This is a genomic window from Meiothermus sp. (assembly GCF_026004115.1).
GTDB lineage: Bacteria > Deinococcota > Deinococci > Deinococcales > Thermaceae > Meiothermus.
In genome coordinates this window covers 2,249,952-2,272,546 of sequence record NZ_BPIM01000001.1, presented here as the reverse complement: position 1 = coordinate 2,272,546, position 22,595 = coordinate 2,249,952, and the positions used below count along the sequence as shown (strand labels likewise).

The 22,595-nt window shown below is 62.6% G+C and carries 15 protein-coding genes; 7 read left to right on the top strand and 8 right to left on the bottom strand.

All coding sequences use genetic code 11. The features are described from left to right. Nucleotides 1-5: 5 nt before the first annotated feature. From Q0X23_RS11000 to Q0X23_RS10970, 7 genes are all read right to left on the bottom strand, one after another. Nucleotides 6-1,097, bottom strand: coding sequence for a hypothetical protein (locus Q0X23_RS11000; protein ID WP_297860331.1), 1,092 nt, complete (start codon nt 1,095-1,097; stop codon nt 6-8). Nucleotides 1,098-1,151: 54 nt separating this feature from the next. Continuing rightward, complete coding sequence (locus tag Q0X23_RS10995; protein WP_297860330.1) at nt 1,152-1,307, bottom strand: hypothetical protein; 156 nt, start codon at nt 1,305-1,307, stop codon at nt 1,152-1,154. A gap of 38 nt (nt 1,308-1,345) precedes the next feature. Continuing rightward, a complete protein-coding gene (locus tag Q0X23_RS10990) occupies nt 1,346-2,107 on the bottom strand; it encodes a DUF6683 family protein (protein WP_297860329.1) in 762 nt (253 codons plus the stop codon). A 66-nt stretch (nt 2,108-2,173) separates the two neighbouring features. Further along, nucleotides 2,174-4,744, bottom strand: coding sequence for a hypothetical protein (locus Q0X23_RS10985; protein ID WP_297860328.1), 2,571 nt, complete (start codon nt 4,742-4,744; stop codon nt 2,174-2,176). Nucleotides 4,745-5,048: 304 nt separating this feature from the next. Continuing rightward, the gene (locus tag Q0X23_RS10980; protein WP_297860327.1) at nt 5,049-7,178 is read right to left on the bottom strand and encodes a S8 family peptidase; all 2,130 of its coding nucleotides are present in this window, start codon (nt 7,176-7,178) and stop codon (nt 5,049-5,051) included. 105 nt (nt 7,179-7,283) lie between these two features. Beyond that, nucleotides 7,284-10,703: a BTAD domain-containing putative transcriptional regulator gene (locus tag Q0X23_RS10975; RefSeq protein ID WP_297860326.1), complete on the bottom strand. Its 3,420-nt coding sequence runs from the start codon at nt 10,701-10,703 to the stop codon at nt 7,284-7,286. Nucleotides 10,704-10,898: 195 nt separating this feature from the next. Further along, nucleotides 10,899-11,534 carry a hypothetical protein gene (locus Q0X23_RS10970; RefSeq protein ID WP_297860325.1) on the bottom strand — a complete coding sequence of 212 codons (636 nt, stop codon included), beginning with the start codon at nt 11,532-11,534 and terminating at the stop codon, nt 10,899-10,901. A 435-nt stretch (nt 11,535-11,969) separates the two neighbouring features. Here Q0X23_RS10970 and Q0X23_RS10965 point away from each other — a divergent pair, with 435 nt between their 5' ends. The 3 genes from Q0X23_RS10965 to Q0X23_RS10955 all read left to right on the top strand — a co-directional run bounded on the left by Q0X23_RS10965 (nt 11,970) and on the right by Q0X23_RS10955 (nt 15,782). After that, nucleotides 11,970-13,805, top strand: coding sequence for a tetratricopeptide repeat protein (locus tag Q0X23_RS10965; protein WP_297860324.1), 1,836 nt, complete (start codon nt 11,970-11,972; stop codon nt 13,803-13,805). An 85-nt stretch (nt 13,806-13,890) separates the two neighbouring features. Then, nucleotides 13,891-14,802, top strand: a complete 912-nt coding sequence (locus Q0X23_RS10960; RefSeq protein WP_297860323.1) for a pseudouridine-5'-phosphate glycosidase — start codon at nt 13,891-13,893, stop codon at nt 14,800-14,802. Between the two features lie 29 nt (nt 14,803-14,831). Continuing rightward, entirely contained in the window at nt 14,832-15,782 is a 951-nt protein-coding gene (locus tag Q0X23_RS10955) for a RodZ domain-containing protein (protein WP_297860322.1), read from the top strand. An 81-nt stretch (nt 15,783-15,863) separates the two neighbouring features. Here Q0X23_RS10955 and Q0X23_RS10950 read toward each other — a convergent pair whose 3' ends face one another. Further along, nucleotides 15,864-16,448 carry a DUF937 domain-containing protein gene (locus Q0X23_RS10950; protein WP_297860321.1) on the bottom strand — a complete coding sequence of 195 codons (585 nt, stop codon included), beginning with the start codon at nt 16,446-16,448 and terminating at the stop codon, nt 15,864-15,866. A gap of 231 nt (nt 16,449-16,679) precedes the next feature. On the opposite strand from Q0X23_RS10950, the gene rimO reads away from it, so the two are divergent. The 4 genes from rimO (at nt 16,680) to Q0X23_RS10930 (ending at nt 22,503) form a co-directional block, all read left to right on the top strand. Continuing rightward, nucleotides 16,680-18,056 (top strand): 30S ribosomal protein S12 methylthiotransferase RimO, encoded by a 1,377-nt coding sequence (rimO, locus tag Q0X23_RS10945; protein WP_297860320.1) that lies wholly within the window; start codon nt 16,680-16,682, stop codon nt 18,054-18,056. Between the two features lie 150 nt (nt 18,057-18,206). Beyond that, nucleotides 18,207-19,544, top strand: a complete 1,338-nt coding sequence (gene trkA, locus Q0X23_RS10940; RefSeq protein ID WP_297860319.1) for a Trk system potassium transporter TrkA — start codon at nt 18,207-18,209, stop codon at nt 19,542-19,544. Continuing rightward, nucleotides 19,519-21,003 carry a TrkH family potassium uptake protein gene (locus Q0X23_RS10935; protein ID WP_297860318.1) on the top strand — a complete coding sequence of 495 codons (1,485 nt, stop codon included), beginning with the start codon at nt 19,519-19,521 and terminating at the stop codon, nt 21,001-21,003. The genes trkA and Q0X23_RS10935 overlap by 26 nt, the downstream gene beginning before the upstream one ends. 12 nt (nt 21,004-21,015) lie before the next feature. Continuing rightward, the gene (locus Q0X23_RS10930; RefSeq protein ID WP_297860317.1) at nt 21,016-22,503 is read left to right on the top strand and encodes a TrkH family potassium uptake protein; all 1,488 of its coding nucleotides are present in this window, start codon (nt 21,016-21,018) and stop codon (nt 22,501-22,503) included. The last annotated feature ends 92 nt before the right edge of the window (nt 22,504-22,595 follow it).

The following is a 22,595-nucleotide window of genomic DNA, read 5'->3' as shown; positions in this document are numbered from 1 at the left end:
TTCCTTTACCGCCGCTGGTAGGTGTACCAGGGGTAGGCTCCGTAGCAGACCGCAAACCCCCAGAAGTGCGTGGGGTACTGGCAGCCCAGCATGAAGCTCTCCCCCCCGACGGGCAGGGTGTAGCTCCAGCGGTGGTAGCGGGTAAGGGGCTGCAAGGTATAGGTTTGCACCCCGTCGTCGGCCCCGCACTCGCGGATTCGCACGATTAGCCGGGCCTCGCTGGCGGCCAGACGCACATCCCCCTGGTAGGTGTCGCTGTCGCGCTGGTAGGTGATTTTGAACAGGGCCTGGCCCTTTTCGTAGTAGATCAGGTCTTTCTCACAGACCCCCTCGAGGTTCACCCGCACAAAAGCCATGCCCAGCTCGTAGCCCTCGGGCGAGAAGCGCACAAAGCGGTTCTCCCCGCAGCAGTCGGGAAACTGGTAGGCCCCGGTCTGGGGGTTGTAGAAGTTGGTCTCGTTGCGGCCCCACAGCCCCAGGATTTCGTCGTAGGGGCCGTCCTGACCCAACTCGAAGTCAGGGGGTTGGGGCGGTTGGGGCAGGTTGGCGGGCGGGGTACGGTTCAGCAGCTTGAAGCGAAGGGGATAGGGCCCGCCGGAGAGTTTCATCAGCAAGCTGGTATCCAGGAAGGTGGGGTACTCGCTCACCGAAGCCTCGAACACCACCGGGTCGAGCCGCTGGTTGAAGGTGCCCGACTGGGCGCAGTTCCGCACGTCCAACCGGCGCTCGCGGGGGCGCAGGACGAGCCGGTTGTTGTTCCACTCGGCCAGCCCCACCATTTGGTCAAAGAAGCTCACCAGGCTACAGTTGGACGCAACCCCCTGGGAGTAGTGGGCGAAGTAGAACTCGCCATTGGGCTTCACCTTGAGTTGGGCCGAATAACCCTCGGTCATGGTGAACTCGAAGCCGGTAAGGGGGTTCTTGAAGTTGCCGCTGCTGGCCAGGGTGTCCTGCCAGACCCCCGAGAGCTCGGCGGGGAAGCTGCCGGTAGGGTTGGGGGGGTTGCTTGGGTTAGGGTTGGTAGGGTTGTTTCCCCCGCCACCCCCACAAGCGACCAAGAGCAGCAACAGCGCCGGCGTGATGGGAATTCTGTACATCCGTACCTCCTGGTGCCAAGGGTAGACAATCCAGCATGACTGAGGCATGACCGGCTACTCGGTCGCCTCTTCCCTGGACTCTTCTATCTCTTGTTGCAAAAACGCCGCCAGGGCGCTGGGTTCAGTGAAGTAACGGCGCTCCTCACCCTGGCTGATCGAAGCCCGCCAGACCTCCCCTTGGGAGGTGGGCTCGTACCAGATGCGAACCACGTATACTTGGGTGCTGTTAGGCGCCACGGTTTCCACCTTTAGCGCAGCTCGAGGCCCGTTGCCGTGAACTTCAGACGGTCGGGGCGCACCCCCAGGGCGCTCTCGAGGGCCACCCCCGCAATTTCGCGGTAGGTCTCCAGGAGTTTCGGGTCGCTTTCCTGCACCGCCACCGTGTAGCCCAAAAGCGGGAGGGTAGCCATCAGCACAAAGGTCTCGTAGAGCTTCTGGCGATCCTGGGCCGACAGCGCCATGAAGGCCGCCGACCTCCCAAAGGCCGCATCGGTATTGGCCTGAAGGTTCATGAGTGCGGTCTCGCTGGGCTCCTCACCGTAGTACACCATGTAGCAGACCCCCACTAGATAGGTGAAAGCCATGGCCACGTTGTTGGGCCTACCCAGCCGCTTGGCCTCGGCCTCGAAGGCCTTGAAGGCTTCATTGAAAGCCATAGTCATCTCGCGGACGGTGGCGGGGTCGCGGCTCAGGCTGCGGACAAACCCACTCACCATCAGCCGCTGTGGGCCGGGACGGAAGCGGGTCTGGGGGGCGGTCTGGGCCTGGGTGCGGGCGGTGGCCTGGGCGCTGGGGTTGTTGCGGTTGAGGCTGTTGATGCGGTTCAGTTCTCCCTGGGCCCGCCGAACTGCGGCTGTATTCGTCTGAACGCTCGCGTAGGCCATGGCCTGGGAATAGCTCATGCCGCTGGGTGCGCCGAAGGTGGTGCCTGGCGCAACCCACTGGGCCAGGACAGGGCTCAGGGCTGCCAGGGTGGCGAGGAAAGCCAGGGCTTTTCGAGTCTGACTCATGATTCTCCCTTCCAGAAGGTGGGTGTCGGCCCTGAGGAGGCAGCCCGGAGCCGACACCCCAGGGCTTTATTTCTGCACCGTGATGGTGGCACCGGTAATGGGCAGGCCGCTCAGGGTGGGGCTGCCCTGGGCGCTCACGGCGGTCAGGTTGATCTGATAGGTCTTGTTAACCGGGGTGGTGCTCTGACCGCCGCCGCAGGCGGCCAGGCTCAGGGCCAGGGCCAGGAGTCCCACCCGCAGCGAGCGCATCCGCCACGCACCCAGGAGTACCAGGGGCAGCAAGGTAAGCAGCAAGGGCGTGGGCAGGGCCGGGAGGCTCTGGGCCTTCAGTACCGCCGGACGGGCCGCCAGGGTGCTGGCGATATCGGCGGCCACCAGGAACTGGCTGTCGCCCGTACCGAGGGCCAGCGGGGTGGACAAAGTGAGGGTAAGGGTACCATTGTCGGCGCTAAAGGTGCCGCTGGCAATGGGGGTTTCACCGCTGTCAATCTGGCCGTTGGCGTTGGCATCGCGGATCAGCTTGACCACCGTGAGGTCGAGGCTGTCGTTGCCGCTGCCGCTGGCCTGCAGGGTGATGTTTTGCAACTGGGTGGCCTGCGAGGGGTTGAGGGTGAAGGCCAGCATCAAGACGCTGCTCTGGCCTTTGTTGCGGGTGGCATCGGTGGGGGCGTTGGCGGGCTTGGCTGCGCTGATGGTCAAGGCGCCTGCGGGTGCGGTGTTGAAGGTAGCTATGACCGACCTGGCTGCGTCCATCGTGACCGAGCAGGTACCCGTACCGCTACAGGCCCCACCCCAGCCGGCGAAGCTCGAGCCTGTGTCGGCAACCGCGCTCAGGATCACGTTAGCCCCGGAGCTATAGTTGGCGGAACAGGTCGCGCCACAGTTGATGCCTGCTGGGCTGCTGCTGACGGTTCCACCCCCTGTTCCACCCTTACTTACCGAAAGCGCGAAGGTGGCAGCAGGTGCCTGGGTGTAGTTCACGCTGGCGGTGGCACTGCCGGTGGTCACAGTGACGTTCTGGCTGGCCGGGTTGGGGTTGTAGGTAGTACCGCTCACCACCACACTGGGAGCCGTGACGGTGTAAACACCGGTCACCACATCGGATAGCGATTGGCCGGTGCCGGTCAAAATGGTCCGCTGTTGATTGAAGCCGTCCGGACCAGTGATGGTGAGGGTGGCGCTGTTGCCGCTGGGCAGGCCCGACACCTGTAGATTGAGGGTGCCGAAGCTTTGCGCGGTGTTGAAAGTAGCGGTCACGGTTTGGGCGGCATTCATGGTGACGGTGCAGGTACCCGTACCCGTGCAGGCCCCACTCCAACCGGCAAAGGTAGCGCCGCTGGCCGCCGCTGCACTTAGGGTTACCGAGGCCCCGGCGTTGAACGAAGCCGAGCAGGTAGCACCGCAGTTGATGCCAGTTGGGTTGCTGGTGACGGTACCGCTGCCACTGCCGGATTTGTTGACGGTCAGGTTGAAGGTAGAGGCGGGCGCGGTGTTGAAGGTAGCGGTGACGCTTTGAGCTGCGCTCATGGTTACCGTACAGCTACCCGTACCGCTACAGCCGGATCCACTCCACCCGGCAAATACCGAGCCCGACGCAGGTGCAGCAGCTAGGGTGACCGTAGCGCCCTGGGTGAAGCTGCCCGAACAGGTAGCGCCGCAGTTGATACCTGAGGGACTGCTCGTCACGGTGCCCGAGCCCGTACCGTTTTTGTTGACCGAAAGGGCAAAGGTAGGAGCCGCCGAGGTGGTGAAGGTCTGGGTGGAACTATTGAAAGTTCCTGCATCGGTGACGAAGCGGTAACGCCAGTAGTACGTGGTGCCGGGGCTCAAGCCCGTAAGGTTGGCGCTGACGTTGGGGAAATTAAGGGCAGTGGGCACGCTGGTGGAAGGGGTGCTCGAGCCAAATGAGCTGGTGGTTCCGTAATCCACATACAGCAGGCCGCCCTTATAATAGCTATAAAGGTTAACGCCCAAAGTAGCCGAGTTGGTCGTGATACCGCTGCTCTGCAAATTCTGGAAGTCAGCCCGATAGAAGATCGTCACAGGCTGCTCTGGGGTGGCATTACCGTAGGTCGTGACGGCCGTCGCCTTCAGGCGGTGGGTGTTGGGGCCAGCAAGGCCCAAAAGTTGTTTGTTGAACTGCACAGGCACGCGCACCTGAAACTGCCAACCCGACGGAAGTACAGCCCAGCCATAAGCGGTTCCCCCGGCTCCAGCAGTTTGTGGAGTTTGAGAGCAATTTCCCTGAAAACCCTGGGGGTTGTTGGAAACATCGATGGTGTAGCCGTCCGAGAGCCTAATTAGGTAGCAATACACCGGATGCTGGTTGCTAACGGCAAAGCTGGCTCCCTCGGGCAGAAAAAAATCAAAACCGACTGCATCGTTGGTACACGGACTTACATTGGTAGAGCTGGCCCGCACATAGGCCAAATCACCTGTCTTGGGGTAGGGTTCGTTAGGGTCGGTAAAGTAGCCTACAGTATTCTGTGTTGCGACCACCATGTTGCCGGTCACCGGGCAAATTGTGCTGACTGATACAAAATTACTGTCGAAGAAAGCACGAGCCGCCAGGGCATTGGAGCCTAACAAACCAAGCATCAGCAAAATACCCACAGCCAGCCTTCGCATCCCTTGCATGACTTCCTCCTTGCTCAACCCTCTGGGGGAGTGTGCAGCTAATACCGGATTCAAAAAGATAATCATCCAAACCAAAGACCCCCAGAGGCTATCTTTTTGAATCCTAGAGCACTCCCTTCCAAGGGGCGGTATCGCCCTCCGCTACGCGGATAACTTCGGCCCTGTTAGTTCGCCGCCATCCGGCGCCAAACTAACCGAATCTGGTATAAGGTAGAACAGCCCGCATGACTGGAGGATGACTGGAGCGGTTCCCACGCTAAACAAGAACAGACCCCCGCAGGGGTCTGTTGGAAGGATTGGGAGCCTACTTGATTTTAGACTGCTCGAGGCTCCGCAACACCCCTGGGGCGAGCTGCGATAAGTCGTCGCTCAGCGCGTCGAGCTGGAAGTTGGCCTGTAGGTTGCCGGGCCGCACAGCAACCAGGTTGCCGCTTTGATCCACCACCGCGCCCAGGTAGTCGCCTCGGTCTACATCGTCGTTGTTGTTGAGGTCTTTCCAGCCCAGCACGGCATAGTCGCCGTCGGTCAGATCGGCGATGGTGTAGCTGGCCGAGGTACCGCCCTGATTGACCTGGATGGCCTTGGAGCGGTTCGGATCGCAGTCGCCCTGTGCTACATAACAGGCCAGTACCACCGTATCTTGCACGCTGGCACTGGTGCCACTCCCCACCCTCAGGCTCAGCGGCAGGCTGGCAAAGGTGCTGCCCGATGTGCCCCGCACCGTCAGGGCATAGGTTCCGTTGGGGACACTGGCGGCTACATTCAGGGTCAGGGTGCTGTCGTTCGAGGTGGTGTTGGCCGGGTTGAAGCTCCCGCTCACCCCGGTGGGCGCACCTTGCAGGCTCAGGCTCACCGCTCCGCTGAATCCACCGCTGCGGCTAATGGTGATGGGTACATTCACACTGCCGCCTGGCTGAGCGGTCAGGATGGTATTGGCGGTGGACAGGCTAAAGCTCGAGGTGCTGCCGCCCTGCACCGCCGCCAGGGCCGCATTGGCATCAACTAGACCCGCGCCGCAGTCGTTGCCGCTGGGCCGGTTGCACTGGGTGGCGTTCAGGGGTCTGGCCGTGGATTTCAAGATCTGCAGGGTCTGCGCGGTATTGAGGCTGGGGCTGAGGGCCTTCATCAGGGCCACCACACCCGCCACGTGGGGCGCGGCCATCGAGGTACCGTTCTCGAACTTGTAGTTGAACTGCTGGGCCTGGTCGTCGAACCCCAGACTCAGCACCCCATCCATAAAGTTATCGTTGTTGAGGTCTTTGCTGACGTCGCCCCCGGGGGCCATCACATCCACGCGGGGACCGTAGTTGGAGTAAGGCGCGCGGGCCCCCGCATAGTCGGTAGCCCCCACGGTAATCACATTGGCGCAACTGGCCGGGCTATAGAGCGAGGCATCGTCGTTTTCGTTGCCGGCGGCCACCACCACCACCACCCCCTTGCCTGTGACCAGATTAATGGCGTTCTGGCGGGCGGTGGTGCAGGGGCCCTTGCCTCCCAGGCTCATGTTGATGACCTTGGCCGGGTTGGCGTTGGCGGGCAGGCCGGGCACCGGCTCGCCTGCGGCCCACAGGATGGCATCGATCTGGTCGGCCACGGTGGCCCCCAGCAGGCCTATCACCCGCACATGCAGGAGGCGGGCCGTCCAGTCTACCCCGGCCACACCCAGGTTGTTGTTGGTCGCGGCCCCCACGGTTCCACCCACATGCGTACCGTGGTAGCTGGTGCTTTGCTCGTCGCCTGCGTCGTAGGGGTCGGGGTCACGGCCATTGCCGTCGCCCGCGTTGGCAAAGGGGTTGGGGCCGCTGATGGGCGAAACCATATCGTAGCCGGGCAGCAAGCGAGTGCCGATATCCGGGTGCGACTGGGCAGCGTTACTCGGGTTGAAGAGTACCCCGGTATCCAGGATGGCCACCACTACGCTGTTGGAGCCCGTGGTTCGATCCCAGGCCTGGGGCAGGTTGATGGCAGGGTAGTGCCACTGCAGGTTGTAAAGCGTATCGTTGGGCGCGGCCAAGGGCTGCTCGAGCCAGTTCAGGTCGGCGGAAGCCACGTCCGAACGACTGCGAAGGGCGATCAGCAAGGCTGGTGTCTCGGCCTCGCTCAAATCGGCGCGGTAGAGGGCTGTGTTGGCCAGACCCAGAGGCCGCACCTGCTGGAGTTCCACCGGCCTACCCTGCACCTCAAGCCGCAGGCTGCTCACCGACTGGAGGCTCACCCCTCCCCGAAACTCCACCAACACCTCGCCCGGCACAAAGCGCGCCTCGCCCGTGCGCCGGAGTTTGCCCGGCTGGGAGTCAATCTGAAGGCGTTGCCCGGTGATGCTGGAGCCCAGCGAGACCGTACCCCCAATACTGCCCGACCCTCCCCCCGGGCAAGCCGTCAGAAGCGTCAACAACACCCCACCCAATAACCACCTTGCGTACCTTGCATACATGGCCTGCCTCCTGTTCCTGATCAAAAGCCCTTTTGCTTTAGAAAAAAATCCGACAACCATGTCATGGAAAATAACCCCCGGGGCATGACTGAAAGATGACAGGCGCTAAAAAGTAGCAACCCCCGCCGACTGGGCCGCCTCGAGTATCGTCTTGCAGAGGGGGTTTTGGCTCAGAAAGCCGGGGCGGTGCGCAGGGGGTACTTGTTCGGCAACCTGTAGCAGGTAGTCTACCACCGGTCGAAGCTGGGTGCTATCGGCCTTGTGGCCGGTCGCCTGAACCCGGTAGTGAACCCACAGCACCTCGAGCCTTGTACAGCCTGTGGGCCAGTACGTCTTTAGCTTCTCCACTGCCGCCTGAATGTGGCGCTGGGCTTCTTTCAAATGTCGGGAAGAAGCGGGCACTTCCAGGCAAACTTTAGCCCAGAGGGTGTGGGCCGCGATCTCGAGGCTCGGCCAGTCGTTCTGCTGGGCCAGGGCCAGGGCCTCTTGAAGAAGTTGTAAAGCCTGCCCCGAGAGGCTCGTGCGGGCTCTGGCCAGCAGGTAGCGGCCATACGCCAGGCCCCGGTACCCGGCAAACAGGGCCTCGAGGCGCTCCAGCAGCGGCCCTACCGGCTCGCACAGTTGGTGGGCCAGAAGGGCTTCCAGAACCCGGTAGGTGGCCTCGTCCCGCCGCGGAAGATCGGGCTCGCCCAAGGCCCGACCCAGCCAGTCCGAAGCCAGCTTCCACTCGCCCCACACCCAGTACAAGCGGGCCATCTGGTACTCGCTGAAAGCCCGTGTCCAGCCCCATTCTTCGGGCACAATTTGCAAAGCGCGTTCCAGGGCTTGCTGGGCTTCAGCGTAGCGCCCCAGGTCGTAGTAGCGCAGGGCCAGGTTGTTGAGGTGGTGCACCTCACGGCCGACCACGCCTTGCATACCCTCGAGCAAGCGCTGCGCCTGCAACTGGGCTTCCAGAGCCGCCTCGGCGTAGCCCAGCGCGGCCAGGCAGACCGCACGGTTGTGGTGGAAGCCGACCCGCATCAGCCGGTTCCCGGACTGCTCCAGAAGGGGCTCGGCCTCGCGGTAGAACCCCAGGGCCTCGCGGTGGCGCTCGAGCTGGTCGTAAGCAATGCCCAGCCGCGAAGTACAGATGGCCGCCTGCAGCGCATCGCCCCGCTCCAGATGAAGCTGCCGGAGCTGCTCCAGGGCCTCTATCAGAGCCGGGGTCTTGCGCTGGACAAAAAGCGACTGAGCCAGGGCGTCCAACAAGCGAACCCGCAGGTCGAACCGCCCGGCCTCCTCGGCCTGCTGCAAGCCCTGGCGAGCAGCCTGCTCGGCCTCGGAGCCATAGGCGTGCTCGCCCAGGCGGATAGCCTCGCACAGCCAGGCCCGGGCCCGCTCGGCGGGGGTAGCGGCCAGGGCCAGCATGCGCTCGACCAGGGCCGCGTGCCGCTGGCCGGTATCGAAGCGGCTCATCACCTGGCTGAGGGCCTCCAGTAGTTCGAAGGCCTGGGTTTGGCTGGCATGCTCGAGGGCCCGCTGGTAGAACTGGGACGCCTCGGTCAGCCGGTAGGCTTCTTCGGCCTTGCGGGCAGCCTGCACCAGAAAGGGAATGGCCCGGGGGGGCTCGCCCTCGAGCCAGTGCCCGGCAATGCGGGCCGGGTCGGCCTGTTGGCTTTCCAGATACAGCGCGGTTTGCTGGTGCAAATAGGTTTTGATGCTGGCCGGAACACTGCTCAGGGTGGCCTCGTAGAGCAGGTCGTGGACGAAGGTGGGGCCGCGCAGTAGCTGAGCCGCCTCGAGTTCGGCCCAGGGCTCGAGCAGCTCCATTGGCGTACTCTGGAGCACAGCAGCGGCCAGCTCGGGGCAGAAGTCCGGCCCGGCCACCGCCGCCGTGCGTACCAGCCGCTGGGCGCTCAGGGAAAGGCGCTGCAGGCGGGACTGGACCAGGGTGGTGATCTTGCTGGAAACCGGCAGGCGGCCCGGTTTGCGCTGGCCCAGCCCGCCCGATTCCCACAGGCTGCGCAGGGTCTCGAGCAGGAAAAAAGGGTTGCCACCGGTATGGCGGCAGAGCGCCTGGGCCCAGTCCGACGCCACCTCTTGCAGCCCTGGTAGCTCGAGGCTCTCCAGCAAGCTTTGAACCGCAGCAGCGTCCAGCGGCTGTAGCTCTATCCGCACGGCCAGGCCGCTCTGAACCGCCTGGCTCAGTAGCTCCTCTATTCCTGCCGGAAGCTCGCCTGTACGAAAAGACAGGGCCGTGCGCAGCGGGCCTGGGCGACCCCAGTAAGGGCTATACACAAAATGCAACACCTCGAGGCTAGCCATGTCGGCAAAATGCAGGTCGTCCAGGCAAACCAGCCCCATTCCCTCGGCCACCGCCAGCCGCACCAGCTCGGCTTGGGCCTGGAAAAATCGAAGCTTTTCGGCCTGGGTTTGCAGGGGAGGTTGGGCTGGGCCCAGCTCAGGCAGCAAACGGGCCAGCTCGAGCCTCACCCAGTCCGGTAGGGCCAGACCCGGAAAATACCCCAGGATCTGGCGGCAAATACGGCTATGGGTAGCGTAGGGAATACCCACGTCGCCCGGGCGGCCTTCAAAAACAAAAGCTTGACCCAGGCTACTCAGAAAATCCTGTACCAATCGGCTTTTACCCGCCCCAGGCGGACCCGAAAGCACAATGGCCTGCCCCTGGGCCCAGGCCTGTTCCATCTCGATCCATTCGGCCTCACGCCCCAGAAGCCGGGGGGGGCGCAACACCGAGAGGGGGATTTCCAGGCGGGGCGTGGGTCCGTGGGGGGTGATGGGCTCCCCCAACTCGATCAAGCGGAGCAGCGCTCGGGTCTCGGGTAAGGGCTCTACCCCCATCTCCCGCAGCAGCATCCCCCGACACCGCTCAAAGGCCGCAATAGCTGCGCTCCGGTCGCCCAGTAAGTACCACAAGCGCATCACCCGGCGGTGGGCGGTTTCGGAGATAGAATCGGACTCCAGGAGGCGCTCGGCGTAGCTCAGGGCCTCGCGGTACTGCCCGGCCTGCTCGAGCTCGTCGGTCAGCGCAGTTAGCGAGTTGCGACGCAAATCGTCCAAGCGTTCGCGCCTGATCAAGAGCCAGTCGTCGAAGTCGGGGCAGTCGTCGTAGTCGTGGCCCTCGAGCAAGCGGCCCTGGCCTTGTACCACCTCGCCATGGCGGCCCGCAAAGTGGGCGACCTCGAGGGCGGCCACGTCCACCTCCAGCCCTTGCAACTCCAGGACATCCGCACCCCTTACCAGCTCGAACCCCGTAGCCTGTTTGAGCCGCCGCAGGGCCTGGGCCAGGTTGTTGCGGGCAGTGGCCTCGGAGGACTCGGGCCAAAGCAAGCCCGCCAGCTTAGAGCGGCTGGTGGGGCCTTCCAGGGTCAGGTAGGCCAGGATGCCCGCCGTCTTGCGCTCAACCGGGCGAAGCTGGCGCGTTTGGATCTGCAAAACCGGTACACCCAGCAGCTCGAGGCGTCCCCGGGTCGTAGGGGCCTCGTTTGCTACAGGAACCTGCTGGGGGCGTTTACGCTCCGGCATTTAAGCATTGTAGGAACCCGCGTCAAGGCCGGATGTTCGTTTGGCACAATAGCATCCCACTCCAGCGCCATTCACGAGCCAAGTCCAGGCTCCTGGAGCCTGATCGTAGGATTGAGCCATGCTGTGGTCATTCGAGCCTGAATACTTTACCTTTTCTGGGCTCAGCTGCCCTTACCTTCAACTCGGGGTCTTGCTCTACAAGCCAAACCAGGTTAAAGGATAGTAGCTCACCAATTCGTCGCGGTAAGGCTCCACCAAGCGCACATTGGCCGCCGGGGCTTCGGGCCTGGCCAGCTCGACCCTGGGGTTGAAGTCTCGGGCCCCTATCTGACGCAGTATCTCCTGGGGGTTCAGGTTGGGCACCCCATAGCCCAGCGCAGCATAGACCTGCGAGCGCACCCAGGCGTACTCCTCGAGCGAAAAATCCTGCCGGTTCAGGGCCTGTACCTGCATCCCTTTGGCATCCAGCACCAGCGAGCCCCCTTCACGAAACAAGTCCAGTGCTGTGCGGTAGTCCAGCGTAAGCTGTCCAACTTGCTGGTTGGCCAACTGGTTAAGCCGGGCCTCCACGCGCTGGTAGCGCTCTCCCAGTTGTTGCTTAACGCTACGCTGCACCCTCAAAAAGCGCTGTACCTGATCGGGACTCAGCAACCCATTGGCGGCGGGTGTATACGCGGTCTGCCGTTTTACATCGCTGTCCAGGGCGATAATCTGCTGAAAATTGTTGACCAGGGCCTGGGCCGGACGAATCAGGAACGAATACGCTGCCCAGCCCGCCAGCCCCAAAAAAAGTAAAAAACCAAAACAACCCATCATGAGCCATCGTGCCATGAGCGCAGGATGACATACCCTGGGTCGCAAGACTGCGGTTTTTGGTTCAATTGTTTAACAACTGCCGACCAGTATCTCTTCGACAGTGCGGGCAGGGGCGGTGCGTGAACCCTCGCAAACCTCAGCCAGGAGCGGTTCCCAAGAATACCCCCTACGGCATCCTTTGGAAGCTAGGGCGAGGGGGGGTAATCTACGCTGCATCGCGTGCAGCGTAAAGGTGGGAAACGCGAAGGAGCGCTTCGAGTGCTTGGCGTTGTAAAAAATGCCCGCAACTCGGCTACCCAACAGGGTGTTATGCCCCCACCCAGCCTCCCCCGCTGGGGAAGAAGGAGTGGTTTTTCTTTATGCACCAGCCCCTTAGGCCAAGGGCATACGTGGCAACCAGGTTTGCTTTGGGTCGTAAAACAGTATTATTAAGTTCAAGACTTTTGGGCTATGAATCCAACCCTCCAGGCCCTCGAGGCCCAACTCAGCCAGACCCAGGCCCTATCGGAGAAACTGGAGTTGCTTGATCAGCTCTACCAGTTTCTGCGTCTGAGCGACCTGCATCGGGCCAAAGAGACCGTGGAAGAAATGCTGATTCTGTCGCAGAACCCCGCCTATCCGGCCGGGCGCGGCCTGGCCCTCAAAAACCTGGGCGATTTTCATTTTCGCCAGGGCAACCTGCCGGCATCCCAGGGGTGTCTCGAGGAAGCCCTCGCCATCTTGCGCAGGGCCGGTGAAGTCAAGGGCGAGATCGACACCTTGAATGCCCTGGGCAACTTCTACTACTTTCAGGGTACTTTTCCCAAAGCCCTTGAGTATTATCTGGAAGCCCTCGAGCAAAGCCGTAAATACGAACTCAAAGCCCAGGAATCCCACGCCCTGAGCGGGGTAGGCATCATCCAGTACACCCTGGGCAACTACCAGGAGGCCACCAAGTATTTTTTGCGCAGCCTGGCCCTCAAGCGCGAGATCGGCGACCGCCTGACCGAATCGGGCACCCTGAACAACCTGGGACTGGTCTACCTCGAGATGGGCGACTATCCAGGGGCGGTACAGCTCTACCGCGAAAGCCTGGAGATTAAGCGTGCACTGGGCGACCTCCAGGGCGAGGCCAACGCCCTCTCCAACCTGGGTGTGGTTTTCCAGCGGCTGGGCCGCACCCAGGAAGCCCTGGACTACCACCAGCAGGCCCTGGAAATTGCCAGCCGGTTGGGTAGCCCCCAGGTACGGGCTACCTGTCTGGAAAACCTGGGCCTCTCCCATGCCACCCTGGGCAACCTGGAAAAAGCTCTGGAATTATTCCAGGCTTCCAAAAATCTCTACCAGGAGCAGGGCAATCGGCTGGGTGAGCTCAGCACATGGCTGCAGATAGGCGCGACCCTCGGCCACCTAGAACAAGCGGAAGCCGCCACCCTGGCCCTGCAAAAAGGGCTCAAAATGGCCGAGGAGCTAGGACCCCAAAAGCCTTTGCTCGAGTTCCACCAGGCGCTTTCGAAGGTGTTTGAACAGCTTCACAAACCCGCGCTCGCCCTCTACCACCTCAAGCAGGCCATTGAAATTGAGCGCAGGCTGCACAAGGAACAACAAGCCCAAAAAACCGCCGCCCTGCTGGCCGGGTTCCAGGTAGAAAAAGCCCGACAGGAAGCTGAAATCGAGCGCCTGCGCAACACCGAGCTGGCCCGCGCCAACCGCGAGCTGGCCCGTGCCATCGAAAGCCTCAAGGAAGCCAACGCCGAAAAGACCCGCCTGCTGGACAAGCTGCGCCAGCAGTCTAAAGAGCTAGAGCGCCTGGCCCGTCAGGACCCCCTCACCCGGCTCTATAACCGCCGCTACCTGGAGGAAAACCTAGGGCGCGAGTTTGCCGCTTCCAAACGTTATAACTTCCCCCTCAGCATCGCCATGGTGGATATTGACCATTTCAAGCAGATTAACGATCGCTTTTCCCATCAGGTAGGCGACGATGTGCTGAGGCTGGTGGCACAGATGCTCGAGTCCAACTGCCGTGGCGTAGACTTTGCAGCCCGCTACGGGGGTGAAGAATTTGCCCTGGTCTTTCCACAGACCGACCTGCTGGGTGCGCTGGTGGCCTGTGAACGACTGCGGCAACGCGTGGAGAGCTACGACTGGAGCACCATTCACCCCCATCTGAAGGTCACGGTGAGCATTGGGGTGAGCAACGACCCCACTCTCTCCGATCACGAAAAACTCCTCGCCGCCGCCGATGAGCAACTCTACGCGGCCAAGCGAGCGGGGCGCAATCGGGTATTCCCGCAAGTAACGGGATAAAGGAACCGAAGCGCGCTGACCAGCAACCAGGGATCAGACTTCTCCCTCACCCCCAATCCCCGGTTCCCTCCCTTATGCTGTACACATGCGCGTACACCCCGAAGTTGCCCAGGCCCTGCGAGCCCGCCAAGCGGTGGTGGCCCTCGAGTCCACCGTGATCACCCACGGCCTGCCCCGCCCCCTCAACCTGGAGCTGGCCCAGAAGCTCGAGGACACCGTGCGGCAGGCCGGGGCCATCCCCGCTACCATTGCCATCCTCAAGGGCGAAGTGGTGGTGGGCCTGACCCCGGACGAGCTGCAGGCCATCGCTGCCGACGACACCGCCGACAAGGCCAGTCTGTGGAACCTGGGTGCCCTGGTGGCCCAGGGCAAAAACGCCGGCACCACCGTGGCCTCCACCACCTTCCTGGCCCACAAGGCCGGAATTCAGGTTTTCGCCACCGGGGGTATCGGCGGGGTGCACCCCCATCCCTACGACGAATCGGCGGATCTGCTCGAGCTTTCCCGAACCCCCATTGTGGTGGTCTCGGCGGGCCCCAAAAGCATCCTGGATCTGGCCGCCACCCTGGAGCGCCTGGAGTCGCTGGGCGTGGCCCTGCTGGGCTACAAAACAAACCATCTTCCCGCCTTTCACAGCCCCACCAGCCCTTATCCCCTACCTGCCCGGGTGGAATCTGCCCAGGAGGCCGCCCGGGCTTTTCGAACCGCCCGAGATCTGGGATTGCCGGGCGCCTCGCTGGTACTCAACCCCATCTCCAAAGGGCTGGAGTTTAGCCAGGTACAGCGCTGGGTTGAGCAAGCCACCCAGGAGGCCGCCCGCACCGGGGTGGGCGGCAAAGCCCTGACACCCTTTTTGCTGCGGCGCATCTCCGAGCTGAGTGGGGGCCAGACCGACGAGGCCAATCTGCGGCTGCTTGAAGAAAATGCGCGGCTGGCGGCCCAAATTGCGCTGGCTCTTGCCCAGCTATCCGAGCCAGAACAGATTGGCTGCACGTGAGCTGATTTTGTAGCATAGAATAAGACGCAATGTGTGAGCTGGGGAAGCGGTTAAGGGAAGCCCGCGAGGCTAAGGGCCTGGAAATAGCCCAGGCAGCGGAGGTTCTCAAGGTGCGGCGGGCCATTCTGGAGGCCCTGGAAGACTGCCGTTTCGACGAACTGCCCGAACCCGCCCTGGCTCGAGGCTACCTCAAACGCTACGCCCAGCTGCTGGGCCTCGAGCCCGCCCCCCTGCTGGCCCTGTACCCCATCGGCATCCCCGAGCTGGGCGGGCCTGTTGCTTCGAGCAAAGCCACGCCGGGCCCAAAAGCTCCGGCCTCACCTTCCGGCGCTGGCTGGATGTGGTTGGTGCCACTGGTTTTGCTCCTGGCAATCCTGAGCTGGCTGGGTTACCGGGCTTTGAACCCCCCCAGCACTTCTACCCCAGTCCCTCCTCCAGCGGCCCCCGTCACACCCCCGCCCCCCAAGCAGATCAGCCTGCGCATTGCCACCCAGCCTACCGGGGCGCGGGTTTACCTGGATGGATTTTTGCTGGGGCAGGCTCCCCTCGAGGCCCGTGTGGAGGCCGGCGAACGTACCCTTCGCATCGAGGCCTCCGGCTACCAGAAGTACGAGCAGGTACTCACCTTGCAAAACGACCGCAACCTGAGCTTCGCCCTGACCCCCGTTCCCCCTGCGCCTACTCCCAGCACCCCCGAACCACCCCCAGGAACCACGCCCCCCGCCAATCCAACCACACCCACGCCCACCACCGGCCTGGTGCTCCGGCTCGAGGGCACCAGTTGGATCCGCGTGACCGATGCCCGCACCGGCAGGCAGCTCTACGAGGGCACCGCCCCCGGCGGAACCCAGCTCAGCTTCCCCCTCCCGGTGGTGGTACGGGCCGGTAATGCCGGGGTGGTGCGGGTCGTTGTGGGCGGCCAGGATCGCGGCCGCATGGGCAACGTAGGGCAGGTCGTAACCCAGCGCTACGGACAGTGATCCGGTAAAAAAGCGATAAAGACAGTGATTTCATGTGAATAAAGGCCGGAGCACGCGTCCGGCCTTATTTCTTTCAGCCCCCTATCGCTTCAGGAAATTGCCTAGCATCCGCACCACATCGTCCATCACATTGCCGTCGCGGTTCTGGTCGAGCAGCATGGTGACTAAATTGAAGGCCTGGGGCTGTTGCTGCTGCATCTGCCCGGTGGCCTGCCCCAGCAAATCCAGCAATCCTCCCGTACCCGCACCTTGCTGACGGGTGGTTTTGCCCAGCGCTCCCATCACGATTGGGGCCAGCATCTCCAACAAACCGCCAATCTGGTTGGGGTTGATGCCGGAGGCCTGTCCAATGCCTTGCTGCACCACCACCTGCTGGTCACCCAGCACGTGCCGCAGGATGCCTGCCCCCGGTCCCTGCTGGGCATTGCCTAAAAAATCCATCAAATTGTCCAGAACACTCCCATCGTGATCGCGCTCTAAAGCATTCGCCAGCGACTTGGCCCCCTGGGGGTCGGCGGCGTTGCGCTGCAAGCCCTGCAAAAGGGCCGGTAGTGCCATCCCGATCGCGCTCTGTACCTGGGTGTCCGAAGCCCCCAGTCGGCCCGCCATCTGCTGGATGGTGTTTTCGTTGAGGGCCGCTCCAAGCAAATCCATGAGTCCTGCCATATTGACCTCCGGTTTCCACTGGCTACGAATGCAGATTCCTAGAAACCCCACAGATTCTAGCATTACCCCTTGCAGGAGATTTGTAGGTGGTTCCTGGCGTTTGGTGCGCTGACGGGCCAATGGCTTGGCTACAACAGACGTAACCCCCTCAACTTTGCCTTTTACACTTAATCAGAGCTATTGCTGCTATACTCGAGCGCGTTGTCGCGCGAAAGGCGCGCAGGAGATCGAATGGCAGGCAAGGTTGGGTTTGTGAGTCTGGGCTGTCCCAAGGCCCTGGTGGATTCGGAGCAGATACTCTCGCGTTTGCGGGCCCAGGGGTACGAGACCGCCCCCACCTATCAGGACGCCGATGTGGTGGTGGTGAATACCTGCGGCTTCATCACCCCGGCGGTGGAAGAGTCCCTCACCGCCATTGGCGAGGCCCTCTCGGAGAATGGTAAGGTGATCGTGACCGGCTGCCTGGGGGCCCGCCCCGAGGTCATTCAGCAGGCCCATCCGCAGGTGCTGGAAGTCACCGGCCCCGGCGAAGTCGACAAGGTACTGGCCGCCGTGCAGCGGGTGGCCCCGATCGACACGAACCCCTTCACAGCCCTGGTGCCGCCCCAGGTCAAGCTCACCCCCCGCCACTACGCCTACTTGAAAATTGCCGAGGGCTGCAACCACAAATGCAGCTTCTGTATCATCCCCAAACTGCGCGGCCTGCAACAAAGCCGCGACGCCGCCGATATCCTCTTCGAGGCGGCCCGGCTGGTGGGCACCGGCACCAAAGAGCTACTGGTCATTGCCCAGGACACCTCGGCCTACGGGGTGGACATCCGCCACCGCCCATCGGACTACGCGGGCCAACCGGTGCGGGCCCACCTGGTGGATCTGGTTAACAAACTCACGGGGCTCGGGGCCTGGCTGCGGTTGCACTATGTCTACCCTTACCCCCATGTGCGCGACCTGATTCCCCTGATGGCCGAGGGCAAGCTGCTACCCTACCTGGACGTGCCGTTGCAGCACGCTTCTCCCAAAATCCTGCGGGCTATGCGCCGCCCGGGGGGGGCCGAAAGCCACCTCAAAACCATCCGGGAATGGCGTGCCGTCGCCCCCGACCTGGCGATCCGCTCGAGCTTTATCGTGGGCTTCCCTGGCGAAACCGAGGAAGACTTTGCGCTTTTGCTGGACTTCCTCGCTGAGGCGCGGCTTGACCGGGTGGGCTGCTTCACCTACTCCGAGGTGGAAGGGGCCGACGCCAACGCCCTGCCGGGCGCGGTGCCCCAGGAGGTCAAGGAGGAGCGCCGGGCTCGCCTGATGGCCTTGCAGCAACAGATTAGCCTCGAGAAAAACCAGGCCAGGGTAGGCCAGACCCTGGAGGTCATTGTGGACGACTACGGCGAGCTTCCGGGCCAGGTGGTGGGCCGCTCCAAGTACGACGCGCCGGGCATCGATGGCCTGGTGTACGCCGAAACCGACGCAACGGTCAAGATCGGCGACCTCATCCGGGTTAGGGTCACGCAGGCCGAAGCCTACGACCTGCATGGCCAGATGGTGGGTCGGGTGTCCTGGAAACCAGGGGTGCCGGTGATGCACAACGTAGCCACAGAAACAATTCAGGTGTAAGCTGAACCCGGTTTGGCCTATGGAACCTTTTCAGGTCTGTCTGGACTTGAGCATTCGACAAAACCGGGAGACTGAAACCCCTGAAAACCGCCACAGGGATCTTCAGCCTTTGGCTTTCAGCTTTTGGCAGTTAGCAAAGCGGAGCCCACTATGTACATTGTGATTGCCGGCGGCGGCGAGATCGGCTCGCAGATTGCCAAAGCGCTCCACACCCAGCACGATCTGGTGGTGGTGGATACCAACCCCGAGGCCAAAGAACGCCTCGGGGGGCTGGATGTGCAGGTGGTGATTGGCAGCGTCACCGACCCCGAAACCCTGCGCGAGGCCAAGGTAGATCTCTGCGACACCTTTCTGGCTACGACGAACTGGGACGAGGTCAACCTGATTGCCTGCATGCTGGCCAAGGGGCTGGGGGCCAAGGAAACCCTGTGTTTTGTGGGCAAACAATCCTATGTGGACATCCTGACCGACCCCCGCACGGTGGAAATTCTGGGCACCCGCATCGACCAGGTCTTCTGGCCCCAGCGCTCGCTGGCCAGGGAAATTGTCGAGGTCATCCGAATCCCCGGGGCGGTCGATACCGAGGTGCTGGCCGGAGGGCGGCTGCGCTTTGTGGAGTATCAGGTGCGGGAGGGCGGCCCCTATGCAGGCAAGGCCCTGGCTTCGCTGGACTGGCCTCCTGGCAGTTTCCTGGCCGGCATTCTGCGCGAGGGTAGGTTCTACGCCGCGACCGACCCCAAGTTCAATGAGCTGACCCTCGAGCCCGAAGACCGCATCTTCTTCATGACCACCCCGCAGGGCTTCGATGCCATTCAGGCCTGCTTTGCCCCCCGCGAGCGGGTGCGGCGGGTGATGGTAGTGGGGGGTGGCAACGTGGGTTTTATGGTGGCCCAAGAGCTGATCAAACACCGCCTCGAGGTCACCATCATCGACCACAACCCCGACCGTTGCGCCTGGCTGGCCGAGCACCTGCCGGGGGCGCTGGTGCTCGAGGGCGACGGTACCGACCTGGAGCTTTTGGAGTCCGAGGGCCTCGACCAAGTAGATGTGATGGTAGCGGTCACGGAAAACGACGAGAAAAACCTGCTGGTTTCTCTGTTGGCCAAGCAGGTGGGGGTGGCCAAGGTGATTACCCGGGTCAACCGGGGCGAAAACCGCCGCCTCTTCGAGCACGTAGGTATCGACATTCCCCTCACTCCCCGCGCCGCTGCGGTGCGTGAGGTGGTGGACTGGATCGCTCCCGACAACGTAGACCACCTGGCCCTGATCGAAGACCAGGTCGAGCTTCTGGAGTTCGAGGTGCCCCCCGATTTCCGCGAGACCCCCTTCGACAAGTTGTCCATGCCCAACGGCGCGGTGGCGGTGGCCCTCGAGCGCGGCACCAAGGTTTATCTGCGTTCTCCCATGCTGGCCGTTACGGCAGGCGACAAGCTCCTGGTGCTCACCGACCGGCAGGTGGCCGATGAAGTCTTGGCCCAGGTTCGCTAAGTCCAAAGCGGCCAACCCCATCCCGGTGGCTACCTACATGACCGGAACGGTATATGTGGCGCTGGGCGCGGTGATGGGCCTGCTGGGCCTGACCGATACGCTCATGGGCGAAGATGCCCTGGGCTTTTTCGTTGGGGCGGCCATTGGGCTGGCCCTTGGTTGGGTTCTCCGGCAGCTGGGCAGCCCCCAGGCCGAGCCGCGCCGGGCCGAAGCCCTGCTCACAGTGGCCGGCCTCTGGATTCTGGTGCCCATCCTGGGGGCCATCCCCTACTGGATTTCCGGGGGGCTTAGCTACCTGGACGCCCTGTTCGAGGCCACCTCGGGCTTCAGCACCACCGGGGCCACCATCCTGGCCGACTTTTCACATTTTAGCTACGGGCTTTTTTTCTGGCGCAGCCTGAGCCAGTGGTTTGGTGGTTTGGGCATCCTGCTGCTCTTTATTGTAGTCTTGCCCCACCTGGCCCTGGCCGGACGGCAGATGTTTTTTGCCGAGACCACCGGCGTACAAAAGCAGCAGCTCACCCCCAAACTGCGACAGACTGCCAACTACATCCTGCGGGTCTACCTGCTGCTGACCCTGCTCACCCTGACCGCGTATCTGGCAACCGGGGTGCCCGTCTTCGAAGCTTTAGCCAACACCCTCTCGAGCGTCTCCGCTGGCGGTTTTAGCCCTAACCCCCAGAGCTTTGCTGCCTACGCCCCCCTCACCCAGTGGATTGCCGCCATCGTCATGTTCCTCACCGGGGTCAACCTGTTGCTCCAGTACCGGGCTATTTTTGGCCGCGAGTACACCGCGCCCCTGCGCGACCCCGAGTTTCGCGCCTACGCCCTGATTGTGCTTACGGTAGCGCTGCTCATGGCAGGCGTGCTCTACCTGCGGCACGACTATAGCCTGGAGCCGGCTCTGCGCCACGCTTTCTTTCAGACCGCCTCCATCATCACCGGCACCGGCTTTGCCTCGGCCGACTTTGCCCAGTGGGTGGTACCTGCCCAGACCCTTCTGGTCATGCTGATGTTCATCGGGGGCAGCGCCGGCAGCGTGGGAGGGAGCATCAAGGTCATCCGCTGGCTGGTGATAGGCGCCCTGGTGCGGCGGGAGTTGCAGCGGGCCCTGCACCCCCAGGCCGTGCTGCCATTGCGGGTGGGCAACAAGAACATCGGCGAGGACGTGATGCGTTCGGTGGCGGCTTTTATCACCCTGTATGTGAGCCTTTTTGCCCTGGGTGTGCTGGTAATGGGGGTTCTGGAAGAAGACTTTGTGGTGGCCTTTACCGCCTCGGCAGCGGCTATCGGCAACGTGGGGCCTGGGTTAGGGGAGGTGGGGCCCATGGCCCATTACGGCAATCTGCACCCTGTTTCCAAAGCCGTCATGATTTTTCAAATGTGGGCCGGTCGCATTGAGCTAATTGCGGTCTTTTCCCTGTTTACACCCGAGCTTTGGCGCCGCCTTAGGACTTGAAGTGAAATGCTTATGCGCAACAGAGCGAAACCCTGGCTACTGGAAAACCTGCGCTTTGCCTACTACTTTCTGGGGGTGGTCTACCTGGCTATGGGGGTGGTGATGCTGGGGCTCGAGGCCCTCTCGCTGCTCCTGCGCGAATCGCCCTGGGGTTTCCTGGCCGGAGCGGTGGTGGGCCTGGGGCTGGGCGCCTGGTTTCGCAAGCTGGGCGACCCCAAACACGAGCCGGGCCGGGCCGAAGCCCTGCTCTCCATCGCCCTGGTCTGGCTGCTGGTGCCCGCTTTGGGAGCTATCCCCTTCTGGATTGCCGGCGGAATGCCCTACCTGGATGCGCTGTTTGAGTCCATGTCGGGCTTTACCACCACCGGGGCTACCGCTCTAGCCGATTTTTCCCAGTTTGGCTACAGCCTGTTCTTCTGGCGCAGCCTGATGCAGTGGTTTGGGGGGGTGGGCTTCCTGGTGCTGGCGGTGGCCCTGCTGGCCCATCTGGCCGTGGCCGGGCGCCAGCTTTTTATCACCGAGAGCACCGGGGTCCAAAAAGAACCCTTCACCCCTCGTTTGCGCACGGCCGCCCTGAGCATCCTCAAGGTGTACGCTGTCCTCACCCTGGCAGCCGCTGTGTGCTACTGGATTGCGGGTGTACCAGCATTTGAGGCCGTCTGTAACGCCCTGACCACCCTGCCCGCAGCCGGCTTCAGCCCCAACCCCCGTAGCTTTGAACAGTACACCCCGCTGGCCCAGTGGTTCGGCACCCTGTTCATGTTCTTGGGCGGTGCAGGGTTTGTGTTGCAGTACAAGTTTTTTTTTACTAAAGACCCCCGGCCCTTGCTCAAGGACGTAGAGCTGCGGGTCTATACCCTGATTGTGCTGGTTTTTAGCTTGTCGCTGGCTGCTTTCCTGATGACCCATCACACCCAGGCCATGAACTATAGCTGGGGCGATGCGCTGCGCCATGCCTTCTTCAACGTCACCTCCATCATCACCACCACCGGCTACGCCAGTGCCGACTTTGCCCTGTGGGTTCCGGCCGCCCAGGCCATCCTGGTCGCGGCCATGTTTGTGGGCGGGTGTGCGGGCTCGGGGGCTGGGGGCATCAAGGTGATCCGCTGGCTGGTGGTAGGGGCCATTGTGCGGCGAGAACTTATACGTTCGTTGCACCCCCAGGCCATCATCACCCTTCGCCTGGGCAGCAAAATCCTGGGCGAGGACGTGATGCGCTCGGTAGCAGCGTTCATCACCCTCTATGCGGCCCTGGTGGCCGCGGGGGCCCTGCTTATTTCAGTGCTGGAGAACAGCTTTGTGGTTGGCTTTACCGCCAGCGCACAGGCCGTAGGCAACATCGGGCCCGGGCTGGGCGAGGTAGGGCCCATGGGGAGCTATGCCGGTCTGGAGCCGCTCTCGAAGGTCATTCTGATTTTTCAAATGTGGGCGGGGCGCATTGAGTTGATACCGGTATTCTTGTTGCTGACGCCAGAACTCTGGAAAAAGCTGCGGGGCTAGGGCCATGGCCATTGAGGTTCACTCCTGCCCGCATCTCGCCCAGCCTTCAGCGTTTGTCCCTTGAATTATGGCTTTCTTCAGCCATCGCGCTG